The organism is Kitasatospora sp. MBT63, from assembly GCF_000710465.2.
Lineage (GTDB): Bacteria > Actinomycetota > Actinomycetes > Streptomycetales > Streptomycetaceae > Kitasatospora.
The window spans coordinates 1-14480 of sequence record NZ_JAIZ01000372.1 but is presented as its reverse complement, the minus strand read 5'-3'; the positions used below and the strand labels follow the sequence as shown (position 1 = coordinate 14480).

Sequence of the window (14480 nt, the reverse complement as noted above, 5' to 3'; positions counted from 1 at the left end):
ACGAGATCGAGATCATCGACGTCAACATCACCTCCACCGTTCATCTCGCGAAGCGGCTGCTGCGGGACATGGCGGCGCGTGACGACGGCCAGGTCCTGATCACCTCGTCCATCGCCTCGACGATGCCCGGCTTCCAGGCCGTCTACAACGCATCCAAGTCCTTCCTGCAGTCCTTCGCTCAGGCTCTCCAGAACGAGCTGAAGGACACCGGCGTCACCGTCACCGCGCTCATGCCGGGCCGACCGACACCAACTTCTTCCACCGTGCCGACATGGACGACACCAAGGTCGGCCAACAGGACAAGGACGACCCCGCCCAGGTCGCGAAGCAGGGCTTCGAAGCGCTCATGGCCGGCAAGGACAAAAGTCGTCGCCGGATCGGCCAGACCAAGGCCCAAGGACTCGCGAACAAAGTCCTCCCCGACAGCCTCAAAGCCGGAGCGCGCCGAAGGATGGCCGAACCCGGGTCGACCGACACCAAGTAGGTCCCCTGGCCGGAGGGGCGGTAGCGACATCATGAAAGAAGTCCGCCGTCGGTCTGCCGGCCCTCCGGTGATCGCGAGGTCCCCATGCGGGTGCACGAGGCGGACGGGCCGGCCGACCGGTGCAGCCACCTTCCCGCGCGGCAAAACCCGGACCGGACACAGACAGGGCACCGACCGAGGGAAGGCCAAATCACGGTGAGCGGTGATCAGGAAGGGCACGGTGCCGGACATGTGCCCACGCTGGAGAGCCGACTGCCCACCGTCGGGGTGGAGGAGGAATACTTTCTGGTGGACCCGGCAACCCGTGCACTGGTTCCCGCCGCCTCCCGGGTGGTGGCCCGTGCGGCAGCCGCACTCGGCGACCTGGTCTCCGGCGAGTTCACCACGGCCCAGGTCGAGGTCAAGACGTCGCCGTGCGCGTCCATGGCCGAGCTGCGGGCCGAACTGGCCCGGGTGCGAACGGCGACCGCCCGGGCGGCCGAACAGGAGGGCCTGCGGCTGTGCGCCTCCGGCACCCCGGTCATCGCCCCCGGGACGGCCGTCGGCGTTGGTGATCACCCCCGCTACCTGGCCGGCAAGGCCCAGTACCGCGCCATGCTCGACGACTTCGCGATCAGCGCATTCCACGCCCACGTGCACCTTCCCGACCGGGACATGGCCGTGCTGGCGGGCAACCACCTGCGGCCATGGCTCCCCCTGCTGGTGGCGTTGAGCGCCAACTCGCCCTTCCACTGCGGAACGGACACCGGCTACGCGAGCTGGCGGGCCGTCATCCGCCTGCGCTTCCCATGCCTGGGGCCCCCGCCCTACGCGGCATCACCGGCCGAGCACGACCGGCTGGCGGCCGCGATGGCGGCCTCGGAGGCGATGCTGGACGCCGGCATGCCGTACTGGGACATCCGGCCCAACCCGTCTGTGCCCACCCTGGAGGTCCGCGCGATGGACGTCCTGGCGGACATCGACGACACGGTGGCGCTCACAGCCCTGATCAGAGCACTCGTGGTCACCGCGGCACGGGCGGTCGAGCTCGGCGACACCGGCCTACCAGGCAGCAGCGAACTGCTGCGCGCAGCCTACTGGCGCGCGGCCCGCGACGGCTGGCGCGGCAGCGGCGTGGACGCCCGGAGCGGCCTGATCACACCCTTCGCCGACCAAGCCGCACGGCTCACCAACCAGCTGCGCCCGGTCCTGGCGGAAGGCGGGGACCTGGACCTGGTGACCGCGTTCCTGCGCCGGCTGGCCGCCCGGGGCGGCGGGGCCGACCGCCAGCGCTCCTGGAGGGCGGAACGGGCCGGCCTCGAGGGCGTGGTGGACGGGCTCCTCGAAGCGACTCACCCCGCCAGTGGCCGATAGGCCGAAGCGAGGCCGGTCGGCCACACCGGATGCCCTGCGGATCCGGGCCGCCTGGGCGGCCCAACCCGTACCCGGGCAGGTCTGGCTGCAGCCGCCATGGGGGACACGTCGATGACCGGATCCGAAGGTCGGAGGGACGACAGCATGATGGACGACGACAGAGCCGGCCGGCACACCCGCCCGGCAGGGGTGGACGATGCCACGGTGCGGGCGCTGGGACTGCTCTCCGAGGCACTGGAGACGACGGCGCGGGCGCGTGGCCGGTTGTACGACTTCCACCAGCTGACCGGGACTGCGGACAAGAGGGTCGGCGAGGCCGTCCAGGCACTGCGGGAGGCGGGGCACGGCGAGCAGGCCGACCTGGTGGCACGCGACGTCCAAGGCGCCGACGTACTCCCGGGCATGTGGACCTTCCAGCTCGTCGAGGCCTACGACGACGGCTACCACCGCAGCTTCGTCGAGGTCGAACGGATCGTCCGGGAGGCCTTGGCGGGCGGTCGGCACCACATCGCCGAGGCCGAGATGAAGCAGCGCCGCGAGACGCACTGACCGTGGGGTCCTGTCGGCAGGGCCGTGCGCCCTGGACGCGGACGGGTGCACGGGCAGCACTGCGGTCGGCGGTCCTTCCGGGCGGCACCGGCCGACGTGAGAGTGTCGGGACGGGCCGGGCGGGCAGACGCGAGGCATGCGGCTGCTGAGAACACCCGGTGTCTACCGTGCGCAAGAGGACAGTGATCTGCTGATCGAGTGCCTGGGGCGTGAGCGCCTCCGGGAGGGTGACGAGGTGCTCGACCTGGGAACGGGCATGGGCGTCGTTGCCCTCGCGGCGGCCGGCACCGGTGCCCGGGTCACAGCGATCGACATCTCCCGACGAGCCCTGGCCCTGGCGTGGATCAACGGCGCCTTGAACGGGCGGCACATCCACGTGCGGCAGGGCGACCTGCTGGAACCGGTGCACGGTCGACATTTCGACCTGATCGCGTCCAACCCGCCCTACGTGCCGGCCGACGGGACGACCCTGCCCTCCCACGGCCCGGCGCGGGCGTGGGACGCCGGGCCGGACGGGCGGGCACTCCTGGACCGGATCTGCCACACCGCCCCCGGGTCCCTCACACCAGGAGGGGTTCTGCTGGTGGTGCACTCCTCCCTATGTGGAATCGGGGAGAGCTGCCGGGCCCTGACCAAGGCAGGACTGCGCACCGAGGTGGTGGCTCGACGGCGGATCCCGTTCGGCCCCGTCATGTCGGCGCGCGCCCACTGGTTCGAGCAGCAGGGGCTCGTCGCCCCCGGCGTCCGTCACGAAGAGTTGGCGGTGATCCGCGGTGTCCGCCCCGAGTAGTCGACCGGGCGTGCCGGCGCGGGTGGTCATGCCCGGTGAGGTGGGGCCCGTCCTGGTGAGTGGGCCGGTCGAGATCGTGCTCCCCGATGGCACGGTGACGGTGAGCGAACGGCCGGTGGTGGCGTTGTGCGTCTGTCGGCGCAGCCGGCGATACCCGTTCTGCGACACCAGCCACCGTCGTCGCTCAATTCCACCGGCGGAGCAAAGGGAATAGACGGGAACGGGACGCGACACTGCCGGCCTCGGCCGACACAGGGACGCCCCGGCATGGGCGCGGGCACGGAGGAGCGCCCAGGCGTGGATCAGACGGCCGCCGGGATGTTCAGCGGGTCGAGCAAAGCACTCTGGCCCTGCTTCCAGCAGGTGAGGGCGTGGTGGGCCAAACGGTTGTCGAGCAAGGTGCTGGCCGCGAGGCCGAAGGCGACGTCCTCCCGAAGCTCGGGTTCATCGGCGAGGAGAGCGTCGATGACGCCGTGACGCATGAGCTGTTCGTGGACGGCGTCGGCCTCGATGTGCTCCAGGTAGAAGCGAGTGCCCGCGGGACCGGCCCCGAGCCGCTCCAGGGCGGCGGCCAGGCGTGCGGAGCCAGGCGAGGAGGTGATCTCTACACCGGCGAACTGTCCGACGAGGGCGCCACGGTACATCCGGTGCAGGGCGAACAGGGACATCAGATTGACGACCGCCAGCGCGGCCGCCGGTGTGTGCTCCAGGTAGTGGCCGTAGCCGCAGTTCAGACCGAGGTCGGCCATCATCTCCGCGAACATCCGGGAATGAGTGTGCTCGGGCCGGCCGGCGCCGTACTCGTCGTACTGGACTGCCACCAGGGCGGCCTGGGCCGCGCCGTGCAGCCGGGGGATGACCCAGCTCTGCGGGTCGGCTTCCTTGAGGTGGTAGATGGACCGCAGGGCCAGGTACTCGCGCGCCTGCCACCGCTCGCCCCGGCGCAGCAGGAAGTAGGACAGGCCGTCTCCGTCCGAAGGCTCGGTCAGGAGCTCCTGGAGCTGCCTCGCCAGCGGAGGCACCGGGCCGACCTCGGCCCGCAACGCTTCCAGAAAGGGCCGTTCCAGCTGTGCGCGCAGGCCCAGGATCCTCGGATCCCACTCCCATCGGGCGTCCACATCGGCGAATGAGCGATAGTGCAGTTCGTAGCAGATGTACAGCGCGAGCTGATGGTCCTCGCTCCATGGCGAGCCCACCGACGCGCGAACGGGAGTGACGGTTCCGGTCTCGGGATCGGTGGTCAGCAGGGCGACGAGATCCCCGCTCAGCGGGCCGCGCGGTCGAGGCAAACGCGGGCCGAGGCCGACAGCGGTGACACCCATGGTGAGGACCTCCAGGGACGTAGCGGCTCGGGGCTCGCCTACCCCGCTCAAGGTTCCCGACGCTCTCGACCCGGCAAAGCGCAGCGGCAGACAGTCGGCACTTCTTGTCTTGCCGCAGTGGCCGTAGCACGAAAGCTGCGGCGGGACGGCGCCGGACCGGTGGGGGCGCTGACCTGCTGCCGGGGCTGGTTCCGGAGCGCCCCTCTCCTGCTAGGCGTGCGGCGCCTTGATCGGATCGCTCGAGGCCGGGGATGCACCGACCGCCCCCGCCAACGCATCACCTGAACCCGCTCAGAACAGATGCGCACGTCACTTCGCCAGGTCATGCCCGAGCACCCCCACGCACCGCACGCCATGTACCGTTTCCGGGCCGCTCAAGGGGGCAGCCGCTGAACATGGACCAATCACAGGCGCCCGTACTGGAGGCCCTCGCCGCGTACCACGCCAATGCCCAGACCCCGTTCACCCCGCCCGGGCACAAGCAGGGAAGGGGCGTCGACCCCCGGGTGCTGGCCGTGCTGGGCGCCGGGGTGTTCACCTCGGACGTCCTGGCGACCGCGGGGCTCGACGACAGGTCCTCCTCGCACGGCTGGATCGAGCACGCACAGCAGCTGATGGCCGAGGCCGTCGGTGCCGACCACACGTTCCTGTCCACCTGCGGCAGCTCCTTGTCGGTGAAGGCGGCGATGCTCGCCGTAGCCGGACCGCACCAAAAGCTCCTGGTCGGGAGGGACGCCCACAAGTCGGTGGTGGCCGGCCTGATCGTGGCCGGCATCCGGCCCGTCTGGATCGAGCCCCACTGGGACCCCGACCTGCACCTGGCCCACCCGCCCGGCGCCGACGCCTTCGAGGAAGCGCTGCGCGAGCACCCCGACGCCGCCGGAGCACTGGTGACCACCCCGACGCCGTACGGCACCTGCGGCGACCTCGAGGCCATCGCGGAGGTCTGCCACCGCCGCGGGAAGCCGCTGATCGTGGACGAGGCCTGGGGTGCCCATCTGCCCTTCCACCCGGAGCTGCCCACCTGGGCGATGGATGCGGGGGCCGACGTCTGCGTCACCTCCGTCCACAAGATGGGCTCAGGACTCGAACAGAGCTCCGTCTTCCACCAGCAGGGCGACCTGGTGGATCCCGTTGCGCTCAAGCAGTGCGAGGACCTGCTCGGCACCACCAGCCCCTCCGTCCTCATCTACGCCGCGCTCGACGGATGGCGCCGTCAGATGGTGCAGCACGGGCGCGCCCTGTACGACGCAGCGCTCGGCCTCGCCCACGACCTGCGCCACCGGATCGACACCGTCGACGGCCTCCACGTCCACGGCCGCGACGACTTCTGCGGTCCGGGGCTCGCCGCCGACCTGGACCCGCTGCAGATCATCATCGACATCTCCGTCCTGGGAACCACCGGCTACCGCGCCGCCGACTGGCTGCGCAGCCACCACCAGATCAACCTCCACGTCAGCGACCACCGCCGGATCAGCGCCCAACTCACCCACGCCGACGACAGCACCACCACAGACGTCCTCCACCACGCCCTCACCGACCTCGTCGCGAACGCGGACGCCCTGAAACCCGCGGTACCGGTGCACGTACCGCCGCCCGACCGGCTGCGCCTGGAACAGGTGCTCCTGCCTCGCGACGCCTTCTTCGGCCGCATCGAACAGGTCGAGCCGGCGAAGGCCGAAGGCAGGATCACCGCCGAGATGATCACCCCTTATCCGCCCGGAATTCCCGCCGCGCTTCCCGGCGAACGCCTCGATGGCGCCGTGATCGACTACCTCACCAGCGGCGTGCAGGCCGGCATGGTCATCCCGGACGCCGCACAGCCGGATTTGGCGACGATCCGCGTCGTCATCGAGGACTGAGAATCTTGTGCGCTGGCCGCGGGGCGTCGGCCGTCGTCACCGCCCCGAGGGGTGGGCATCCCACGCGGCGTCCCGCAGGCCCTCATCGAGCAGGACGTCCACGGCGGTACAGGCCAGGGCCTGTGTGACGCGGACCAGGACCGCACGCGCGCGGGGTGACACCGCGGCGGCGGCGAACTCGGGGGTGTGGTCGGAACCATTCTCGTTCATGACGGCGACGAACGGGTGGATGGCCGGGACGCGGGAGCTGACGTTCCCGATGTCGGAGGAGCCCAGATGGACGCCGGGGCGCGGGGGAGTCAGGACGGTGCCTCCATCGGCCAGGTGGGCGGCGAACCGGTCGGACAGAACCGCGCTGTTCCGGTAGTGCTCGTAGCGCACACCGATGCGCTCCACGGTCGCCGAGGTGCCGGTGGCGACGGCGACCCCGCTGGCACAGGTGCGCAACTGGACGGCGAGAGAGTCGAGTTCACCGCTGGTGGCGGCCCGGAGGCCGAAGCGGCCCTCGGCGAGATCGGGGACGATGTTGGTCGCGGTACCTCCGGCCGTGACGATGCCTTGGATGTGCGAGGCGGCGGGGAGTCTGCGGCCGACGGACGACAGGACGTTGAACAGCTCGACGAGCGCCGCCACTGCGTCGATACCGGCGCTCGGGTCGCCTGTTGGGTGAGCGGCGCGGCCGCGGTAGGTCACCCGGTGCTGTTCCTGTGCGGTGAGCACCGCATGCGTCCAGTCGTGGACGCCCGGATGGAACATCAGCGCGGCGTCGATGCTGTCGAAGACCCCTGCCTCGACCTCCAGCACTTTGCCGCCACCGCCCTCCTCAGCCGGGGTCCCCACCGCCCAGAGCGCCCCCACGGTGTCGTCCAGCACGGCGCGCGCGGCGAGCGCCGCCCCCAGACCGGCTGCGGCGATGAGGTTGTGGCCGCAGGCATGGCCCAGCCCGGGCAGCGCGTCGTACTCCAGCAGAAGGGCCACGGCCGGCCTCCCCCGGCCCGACCGGGCGGTGAAGGCGGTCGGCATCCCGGCAACGCCTCTCCGCACCTCGAAACCGGCCCGTTCCAGCTCACCGGTCAGCAGGGCGGCCGCCCGATGCTCCGCAAAGCCGTACTCCGGATCGGCATGCAGGTCGCACGCCACCTTCCACAAGGCGTCGGCCCGCCGCCGGACGGCAGAGCGCGCCCGCCGGCGGGTCTCGTCAAGTGCGTCGGGCACGTCGACCCTCCTGCTTCGGTCAGAAGGCAGGCCGCTTCCGGCCGCAGCCCACGTGGCATCGGCGGCGACCCGCCCGGCCGGGCTGTCGGAATCGGTGCAACGGCCTGCCGGACTCAGGCGTCGGCTCCCGACGGGCCGGTGCGCTCTGGTCGGCTGACGTCCTGTGCTGCCCTTTGGCCGGTGGTCCTGAGGTCGCGGGCCGCCTGTTGGCCGGCGTCCTGGATGGTCTCCTTGCTGGTCTGGGCGGCGTCCTGGGCGGTGGACTTGACGACGTCCAGGGCCTGGGCGGCGGGTTCTCGCAGCTCGTCGCGTACGTCGTGGGCGGCGTCCATGGCGACCTGCTTGGCGGGGTCGAGGACCTCGTCGGCGTGCTCGCGAAGCTTGGCTCCGGCCTGCTTCTCGACGCTGCTGCCGGGTAGGAGTGCCGCGGTGAGAAGTCCCGCGCCGAAGGCCATGATGCCGGCGGCCAGGGGACTGCCCGTGGTCTCACGGCGGATCCGGGCGGGCGCCTGCTGGAGGGTGTCGCCGATGTCGGCGGCGGTGTCCGTCGCGGCGTCGCGCAGATGCGCGGCTCTTCCCGCGGCGCTGTCGGCGGTGTCGTGTGCGGTGCCCATCACTCGCTCCTTGATACCGGTCATCTTCTGCTGGGCGGCGTCCACTCGGCGGTGTGCGACCTTGCTGGGGGTGATCTTGTCGGCCAGGCGGTCAACGTTGTGTGCGAGGTGTGCGCGCCGGGCTTCGACCTCTTCTCTCAGCTGATCGGGTGTCGAGCCCATGCGGCGTCCTCCTTGACGGTTGCCAGCGTCTGCTCGGGGGTGAGGTGGACTTCCTTGAGGCGCTTTCGCCCGGCGGTGTAGAGCACTGCTCCGGTGGCCGCCCACAGGACGGTGACCAGGAGCGCGGCCCAGGCGATGTTCATGACGTTGCCCAAAGCGAAGACCAGTGTCAGACTGCCGAGCAGGAGCACGAGATGGCCGGCGTAGCCCGCACCGGCGAGCATGCCGGACGCTTTCCCGGCCTTGACGGCTTCCTGCTTGATCTCGGCCTTGGCCAGCTCGATCTCGTTGCGGACGAGTTGTCCGACGTCCGTGGTGATGTGGCTGATCAGGTCACCGAGCGACTGGCCGGGGTCGGCCGGCGCCCGCGCACCCGGGGCCGGGCCGGGCGACGGCCTACCGCCGGCCGGCGGGCCGGCTCCCCTGGCGGTGTGTTCGGAGTACGAGAGAGCCATCGCTCAGCTCCCCGTCGGCGACTGCTGCGGCTGGTACCCGGCGTCCGGCCCGTAGCGGGGGGTCACGTGCGGAGGCTGAGACTGGCCGTAGACCTGATACGGACCGGGCACCGAGCTGCGGCGCACCGGCGAGGAACCCGCGACGTCACGGGTCGGCTGCGCCACCGGTACCGCAGACGCAGACCCCGGCCGGAAGTCGGCTGGTTGCCCGGCCTGCTCCGAGGACCCTGCGGCGGCGACGCCCTTGCCCGTGCGGCCGAGGGCGAAGCCCGCGAGCGCCGCCCCGGCCAGGAACAGCCCGGGGCGACGACGCGCGAAGCCCTGGACGTCCTCCAGCAACCCCTCGGCGCCGCGGCCTTCCAAGCGATCGGCGCCGCGGTGGCCGCCATCCGCGATCTGCCCCACCGCGGCCGTGGCCGTGGAATCCGGCTTGCCGTGGTCGGCCATGTCCTGAAGCTCGTGCGCCAGGCGCCGCACGTTCTCCGCCAGCCGGCCGGTCTGCTCCCTGGCCTGCTCGCGTATCTGGTCCCGGGCCTCACCGAGGAGGTCCCGGGCCTGCGCGGCGGCTTCGCCGGCCACCTGCGAAGCCTGCTCCTTGACGGTCCCGGCCACCTCGGCGGTGAGGTCGGCCACGACGTCGGCGCCCTCCCCGGCCCTCGTCCGGACGCTCTCGGCCGCTGCGCTCACCGCGCCACTCGCATTACTCTGCCCGCCCGGTACGGCCGGGCCCGTGTCGATGTTCAAGACTCCTCCTGACGAAAAGGTTCGGATCTGCTTCGCGCAAACGCCTGCCCCGCTCTTGCGTCTCCACACGGCGTCGAGCTCTTCCTACGCATTGCCGCGGTACCGCCACGCTCCAGGGCGGCATCGGGGCAAGCGCCGAGGATCCCGCTACGCACCACCGGCCCACATCAGGTGGTCTTGCCGGTCCGGCGGCCCGATGGGGGAACGTGTCGGCGTCGCCCACCGCCGGGCGACGCACACGTCCGAACGTCACAGCCCCTTGCGGTGCTGCCACGCCCACGGCGACGACGGTGGTTGGATCGGCTGGTCGGTCTCGCGACGGCCGCCGCCATCGTGCGACGCCGCCATGTCCTCCCACGGCTCTGCGGGCTGAGCGGACACCCGATCAGCTGACAGGGCTCCGGTGTGCGGGTCTGCGATGTGCGGACCGGCGATGCGCCTCTTCCTGCGCCGGGACCCGAAAATCTCTGATCATCTCAGGGGCGAAGGAAGTCGTGCAGGGCCTTGAGGGCCAGCACGACGGCGGCGTGCTCGACCTCGTCGCGGGTGCCGCCAATGTCGGACCGGACGACTGCGGTGCCGAGCGGGCCGGCGACGGCGACGTAGAACGTGCCAGGTTCGTGTCCGTCCTGCGGTGCCGGACCGGCTACCCCGGTGGTGGCCAGCGCGTAGGTCGTTCTCATCAACTTCCGCACCCCCTCGGCCATCTGGCGGGCGACATCGGCGTCCACGGCGCCGCGCTCCGCGAGCAGGGAGCCGCTGACACCAAGAACCTTGGCCTTGATCTCGGTGGCGTAGGCGGTCACCGACCCCAGGAACACCGACGAGGCCCCAGGCGCTTCGCTCAGCGCGACGGCCAGCCGCCCGCCGGTCAAGGACTCCGCGACCGACACCGTGCTGCCCGCGGCGCTCAGCGCGGAATGCACCTGCCGTGCCAGGATCTCCTGCTCGCGCAAGCTCTCGGCCATGCTCCCTCCTCGGTCCGGCGGTCGGTTGCCCGCAGCGGTTCCCAACCGACCCGGGGGCCGACTCCAGGGTGCACCATCTCCGGCCAGCTTCCGACGCGGCCGGCGGCGAGATACCCCGACCGGATGACGGGCCGGGCGGCGGGTCGCGGCCTGGCCGATGTGCGACGCCGCTCCGTCCGCACCCGTTCGCGGACAGCAGGCCGGGAGAAACGCGCCGCAGCCAGGCCTCCTGCCTATGCGTTACCTCCGGGAGACCTCTCGGACCCGCCACGGCTCGAGCCGAGACCTGGACAGTCCTGTTCCAGGGGTAGCTGGCGTGTCGTCACAGGCGCCGTCCACTCGCTCGGGCCAGCAGCACAGTAGCGAGTGCTCGGATTCCGCCCTCACCGGTAACCCAGTGGTCCGACCGGCTTCAGCCGCCCGCCTTTCCCGATTATCGCGCGCTCCCGATCTTGATTCCGGGCCCCTGCCGCGTACTCAGCACAGCTTCTCGTGCCGTGTTCCCGTTCACCTTGTGGGCCTGCTCAGGTGAGCTGGACAGGGCGGTGCCCGTGGGCTTGGCCGGGAGTCCGGAGACTTCGCCAGGTGTCCGGCGGCGCGCCGGACACAGAGGCTCGGTGCCTCCGGAGAGTCCGCCGTACAGGGCGCCACTGGTGCAGCCGACTGCGCCGAGCGCAAGGCACCGGCCGCAGCCCGTAGATGGCGGAGCGGTGCCCGGTGCATATTGTCTTGGTCCGCCGGCGTTCAGCGGCCGCCGGACATGGGTCGGGGCTCTCGTGCACCGAACCGGTCGGGGCGGGCATCGGCGTGGTCGCGGGCTGCGGAGGCGGCGGCGAGGGCGAGGAGGGTGGCGATGACGCCAGTGATGAGGTTGCTGGTGATGGAGCGGGTGTGAGCGACGTCGCCGGCGACCACCCAGGGGGCGACACACGTCCAGATGCCGATGGCGGCGGCAGCCCACGCCATGGAGTGCGTGCGCTCGTAGGACGTGCCCAGGCCGCCGAGGAGGAGCATGTAGGCGAGGCCGGCGATGAGGTTGGTGACGGCGAGAGTGGTGTAGCCATTGAAGCCGGCTATCCAGGGGGATGCCGCGAGGTAGAGACCGGTGATCAGGGCGAGGGCCTCGATCATCTGGGCCCGAGGGGTGGCGGCGGCCCGGTCGTGCCGGGCGCGCAGTTCCACCAAGTCAGGATGCTCGTCGATCGGGGGGCGTTGGGTTGACGCCATGATGACCTCCCAGAGACGGATATGTGCTCAATCGTCTACCCATAAATCAGGCATAAATCAGCACATAACTCTCCTCTTGGCCGGCTGCTGCTCACTGATGGAGAAGCAACCGGGTCGTGCCTGCCGAGCGCGTGGACCGGAGGTATGGACGGCTCCGCTGCGGGATCTGGTGGGCTGCCGGCGCTGTGTGACGAGTGTGGCCAGCTGCCGCTGGCCAGGGCCGTGCTGATGCTGCAAGTCCGGATTCTTCCGCGGTGGACCGGGCCGAGCTTCCCGCTTCGACGGCAAGCGTCTGCTGCGCGCGTGCGGCGAGTCTCACCTGGTGCGCCTCGCCGCCGTCTACCAGCCCCGTCCATTCGTGGTGGAGGAGCTGTGGGCCGGGCAGATCGCCCGCCTGTGCGCTTCCTGGGCCGTTGGACGATACGAGAAAGAGATGTACGACGGGTTGGTGGCGATGACCGGTCTGGACGAGGAGCGGCTGAGGCGGGCTGTCGCCCGGCAGAACGGCCACGACCGCCCGTCCGGTCAAGGCCTGAGGTGAGCGGCGGAGCACGGGGAGCTGGCGCTGCGGCTGCTGGCTGCCCCCGTCCCGCGGTGCGGGGCCGGACCGTCGCCTTCGCGCTCGGGCCGGAGGGTTATCAGTCACCCGTTCCGGTACGCTCCGGGTGCCGTCCTGCAGTGCCCCGCCAGGGGGCCTGGTTCGTCCTCAGGCGTGGGCCGGAGCCAGTCGGGGATCGTCCGTGTAGACGGGGTTGTCGTCCCGTTCGTACTGGGACAGGGCCAGGCCCATGCAGAAGAAGGTGGGCGCCCACTCACCGACGAAGATGCCCCAGCGGTCGGCCCGGTCGAGGCCCGCGGGCTCGGCTGCGGCGGAGAGCATCCAAGAGGTAAAGGACAGTCCGATCGAGGCGATCCCGGCGAGGTAGGCGTGTTCGGACCTGATACCGGCTGCGTGCAGCTTTTTCATGATCATGATGTGGACCTCCATGCGTGCGATGGGCATCGGGGTCGCGCCTGCCCGAGCCGCGCCGTCGTACACGAGATCGGGCCATGCGATCAGCCCCGACACTCCGAGCGCGGCCGCTCCATTTCCACGCAACCCGCGGCCACGGCACCTGCAGTATCACGTGACAGGAACTGACACATGGACACCGGCTCGGGCGCAGCGTGCGCGCGACATCATCGACGCGCATCTGATCGCCCGGTGGCACTGGCGGCCCGTCACGGACGCGCCGGAACCGTCGGCGGTGCTGCGCGCCGGCGGGAGTCAGCGTAGATGTCGATGTGGACCATCGAGGACATCGTCTCGGCGAGAAGGGGCACCCCGGTCCGGACCGCCACGCCCGGGATCCAGGATTCGTGCTGTGCCGCGTTGCATGAGGCCAGCAGGATGCAGACGCAGCTGCCGACTACGCGCTGGGCGCCTACCGGGCCTGCCCTGTTGTGCGGCCGTCACGATCGGGGTGGATTGATGCTATGAGAGGCGGGCCGGGGGCTCCGGTCAGGGGCACGGGACGCAGTTGCCCGGCAGGCTGGAGCCCGCTGTTTCGTCACGCCCACCCCGGGAAGCCGCTTCGTGAAGCACTGCCGGCCCGCTCATGGTGCGGGCGTTCTGAGCGTTTCGTGAGCAGCAGGGCCCGGCGGATGTCGGTAGATGTGTCCGACCTGCACGAGAGAAGGCGGTCATGGGAGAGGCGGCTCGTAGGAGAACCAGGGAAGCAAGCCGGCGCCGCTACCTGATGTGTCCTCCGACTTACTTTGCGGTGGATTACGCGATCAACCCCTGGATGGATCCAAACGCACCCGTTGACGGTGGCAGAGCCGTCCGCCAGTGGAATGCGCTGCGGTCGGCGATCGAGCGGCTGGGTCATGGTGTCGAGCTGATCGATCCGGTACCGGGGTTGCCCGACATGGTGTTCGCCGCCAACGGCGCGACCGTTATCGATGGACGGGTCCTGGTGGCGTCGTTCCGGCACCCCGAGCGTTCCGGGGAGTCGGCCGCGTTCGAGAAGTGGTTCCGCGACCGCGGGTACGTCACGGTCACTGCTGCGGAGTACGTCAACGAGGGCGAGGGTGACCATTTGGCGGTCGGCCGGACCGTGCTCGCGGGCAACGGCTTCAGGACGGAGCGGGCCGCCAACGAGGAGACCGCCGGCTTTTTCGGACGGCCGGTGACCGGGCTGCAGCTGGTCGATCCGCGCTTCTACCACCTGGACACGGCACTTGCCGTGCTGGACGGGCGGACGGTGATGCTCTGGCCCGGAGCGTTCACCGCCGCTGGCCGACGACGGGTGGCTCGGTTGTTTCCCGAGGAGCTCACGGTGCAGGAGAGCGACGCCGAACGCTTCGGACTCAATGTGATCAGCGACGGGCGGCATGTGATCCTGCCCGCGGCCGCGGAGCGCACCGCCGGGCTCCTGGCAGCGCACGGCTTCGAACCGGTGCGGGTGGAGATGGACGAGCTCGCCAAGGGCGGCGGCGGCCCGAAGTGCTGCGTCCTGGAACTCGGTGACCCAACGCAACTTTCGGCGGCGGCCTGACCGCCGGGTGCCGGCCGGCAGAGCCGTGAGCCGATGAGCAGCAGGAAGCCGGTCCGGCCGGCGGCGCCGCGAGCCGCTGACCGGACCCGTGATTCAGCCTGCGGTTTCGGCCGGGGCGGGAAGCGGTCCCAGGCGCGGTGGGCGGCGAGGAGTGGCGGTCGGACATGTTCCACAGGGTGTGGTGGGTGGCCTCGG

The 14480-nt window shown here is 70.8% G+C and carries 16 protein-coding genes and 1 pseudogene; 9 read left to right on the top strand and 8 right to left on the bottom strand.

Translation table 11 applies throughout. The annotated features are described in order from the left end of the window. Nucleotides 1-68: 68 nt before the first annotated feature. The 6 genes and pseudogenes from AA75_RS54050 to AA75_RS45845 all read left to right on the top strand — a co-directional run. Nucleotides 69-203 (top strand): annotated as a pseudogene (locus AA75_RS54050) (SDR family NAD(P)-dependent oxidoreductase); the annotation flags it as partial. Between the two features lie 68 nt (nt 204-271). Further along, nucleotides 272-484, top strand: a complete 213-nt coding sequence (locus AA75_RS54045; RefSeq protein ID WP_368666603.1) for a hypothetical protein — start codon at nt 272-274, stop codon at nt 482-484. An 84-nt stretch (nt 485-568) separates the two neighbouring features. Next, nucleotides 569-1837 carry a glutamate--cysteine ligase gene (locus AA75_RS21930; RefSeq protein ID WP_082526724.1) on the top strand — a complete coding sequence of 423 codons (1269 nt, stop codon included), beginning with the start codon at nt 569-571 and terminating at the stop codon, nt 1835-1837. Between the two features lie 147 nt (nt 1838-1984). Further along, nucleotides 1985-2386, top strand: coding sequence for a hypothetical protein (locus AA75_RS21925; protein ID WP_199520385.1), 402 nt, complete (start codon nt 1985-1987; stop codon nt 2384-2386). A gap of 136 nt (nt 2387-2522) precedes the next feature. Continuing rightward, entirely contained in the window at nt 2523-3176 is a 654-nt protein-coding gene (locus AA75_RS21920) for a HemK2/MTQ2 family protein methyltransferase (RefSeq protein ID WP_033821872.1), read from the top strand. A 28-nt stretch (nt 3177-3204) separates the two neighbouring features. Beyond that, a complete protein-coding gene (locus AA75_RS45845; RefSeq protein WP_082526725.1) occupies nt 3205-3390 on the top strand; it encodes a CDGSH iron-sulfur domain-containing protein in 186 nt (61 codons plus the stop codon). A gap of 88 nt (nt 3391-3478) precedes the next feature. Here AA75_RS45845 and AA75_RS21915 read toward each other — a convergent pair whose 3' ends face one another. Beyond that, nucleotides 3479-4498 carry an iron-containing redox enzyme family protein gene (locus AA75_RS21915; RefSeq protein ID WP_033821871.1) on the bottom strand — a complete coding sequence of 340 codons (1020 nt, stop codon included), beginning with the start codon at nt 4496-4498 and terminating at the stop codon, nt 3479-3481. A 395-nt stretch (nt 4499-4893) separates the two neighbouring features. Between AA75_RS21915 and AA75_RS21910 the strand changes: the two genes are divergently transcribed. Then, nucleotides 4894-6360, top strand: coding sequence for an aminotransferase class I/II-fold pyridoxal phosphate-dependent enzyme (locus AA75_RS21910; RefSeq protein WP_033821870.1), 1467 nt, complete (start codon nt 4894-4896; stop codon nt 6358-6360). Between the two features lie 36 nt (nt 6361-6396). Here the strand turns inward: AA75_RS21910 and AA75_RS21905 are convergent, their stop codons facing one another. The 6 genes from AA75_RS21905 to AA75_RS21880 all read right to left on the bottom strand — a co-directional run bounded on the left by AA75_RS21905 (nt 6397) and on the right by AA75_RS21880 (nt 11745). Next, nucleotides 6397-7575 (bottom strand): amidohydrolase, encoded by a 1179-nt coding sequence (locus AA75_RS21905; RefSeq protein WP_033821869.1) that lies wholly within the window; start codon nt 7573-7575, stop codon nt 6397-6399. A gap of 113 nt (nt 7576-7688) precedes the next feature. Then, entirely contained in the window at nt 7689-8351 is a 663-nt protein-coding gene (locus AA75_RS21900; protein ID WP_051813006.1) for a DUF3618 domain-containing protein, read from the bottom strand. Beyond that, entirely contained in the window at nt 8327-8806 is a 480-nt protein-coding gene (locus tag AA75_RS21895; protein WP_033821868.1) for a phage holin family protein, read from the bottom strand. The genes AA75_RS21900 and AA75_RS21895 overlap by 25 nt, the downstream gene beginning before the upstream one ends. 3 nt (nt 8807-8809) lie before the next feature. Beyond that, nucleotides 8810-9550, bottom strand: coding sequence for a hypothetical protein (locus tag AA75_RS21890; RefSeq protein ID WP_051813004.1), 741 nt, complete (start codon nt 9548-9550; stop codon nt 8810-8812). 476 nt (nt 9551-10026) lie between these two features. Beyond that, complete coding sequence (locus tag AA75_RS21885; RefSeq protein ID WP_033821867.1) at nt 10027-10518, bottom strand: CinA family protein; 492 nt, start codon at nt 10516-10518, stop codon at nt 10027-10029. A 744-nt stretch (nt 10519-11262) separates the two neighbouring features. After that, entirely contained in the window at nt 11263-11745 is a 483-nt protein-coding gene (locus tag AA75_RS21880; protein ID WP_033821866.1) for an SPW repeat protein, read from the bottom strand. 322 nt (nt 11746-12067) lie between these two features. Here AA75_RS21880 and AA75_RS45840 point away from each other — a divergent pair, with 322 nt between their 5' ends. Beyond that, entirely contained in the window at nt 12068-12286 is a 219-nt protein-coding gene (locus AA75_RS45840) for a hypothetical protein (RefSeq protein ID WP_051813002.1), read from the top strand. A 165-nt stretch (nt 12287-12451) separates the two neighbouring features. Here AA75_RS45840 and AA75_RS21870 read toward each other — a convergent pair whose 3' ends face one another. Next, nucleotides 12452-12748, bottom strand: coding sequence for a hypothetical protein (locus AA75_RS21870; RefSeq protein ID WP_233289132.1), 297 nt, complete (start codon nt 12746-12748; stop codon nt 12452-12454). A 682-nt stretch (nt 12749-13430) separates the two neighbouring features. Here AA75_RS21870 and ddaH point away from each other — a divergent pair. Continuing rightward, a complete protein-coding gene (ddaH, locus tag AA75_RS21860) occupies nt 13431-14285 on the top strand; it encodes a dimethylargininase (protein WP_033821863.1) in 855 nt (284 codons plus the stop codon). Nucleotides 14286-14480 lie beyond the last annotated feature (195 nt).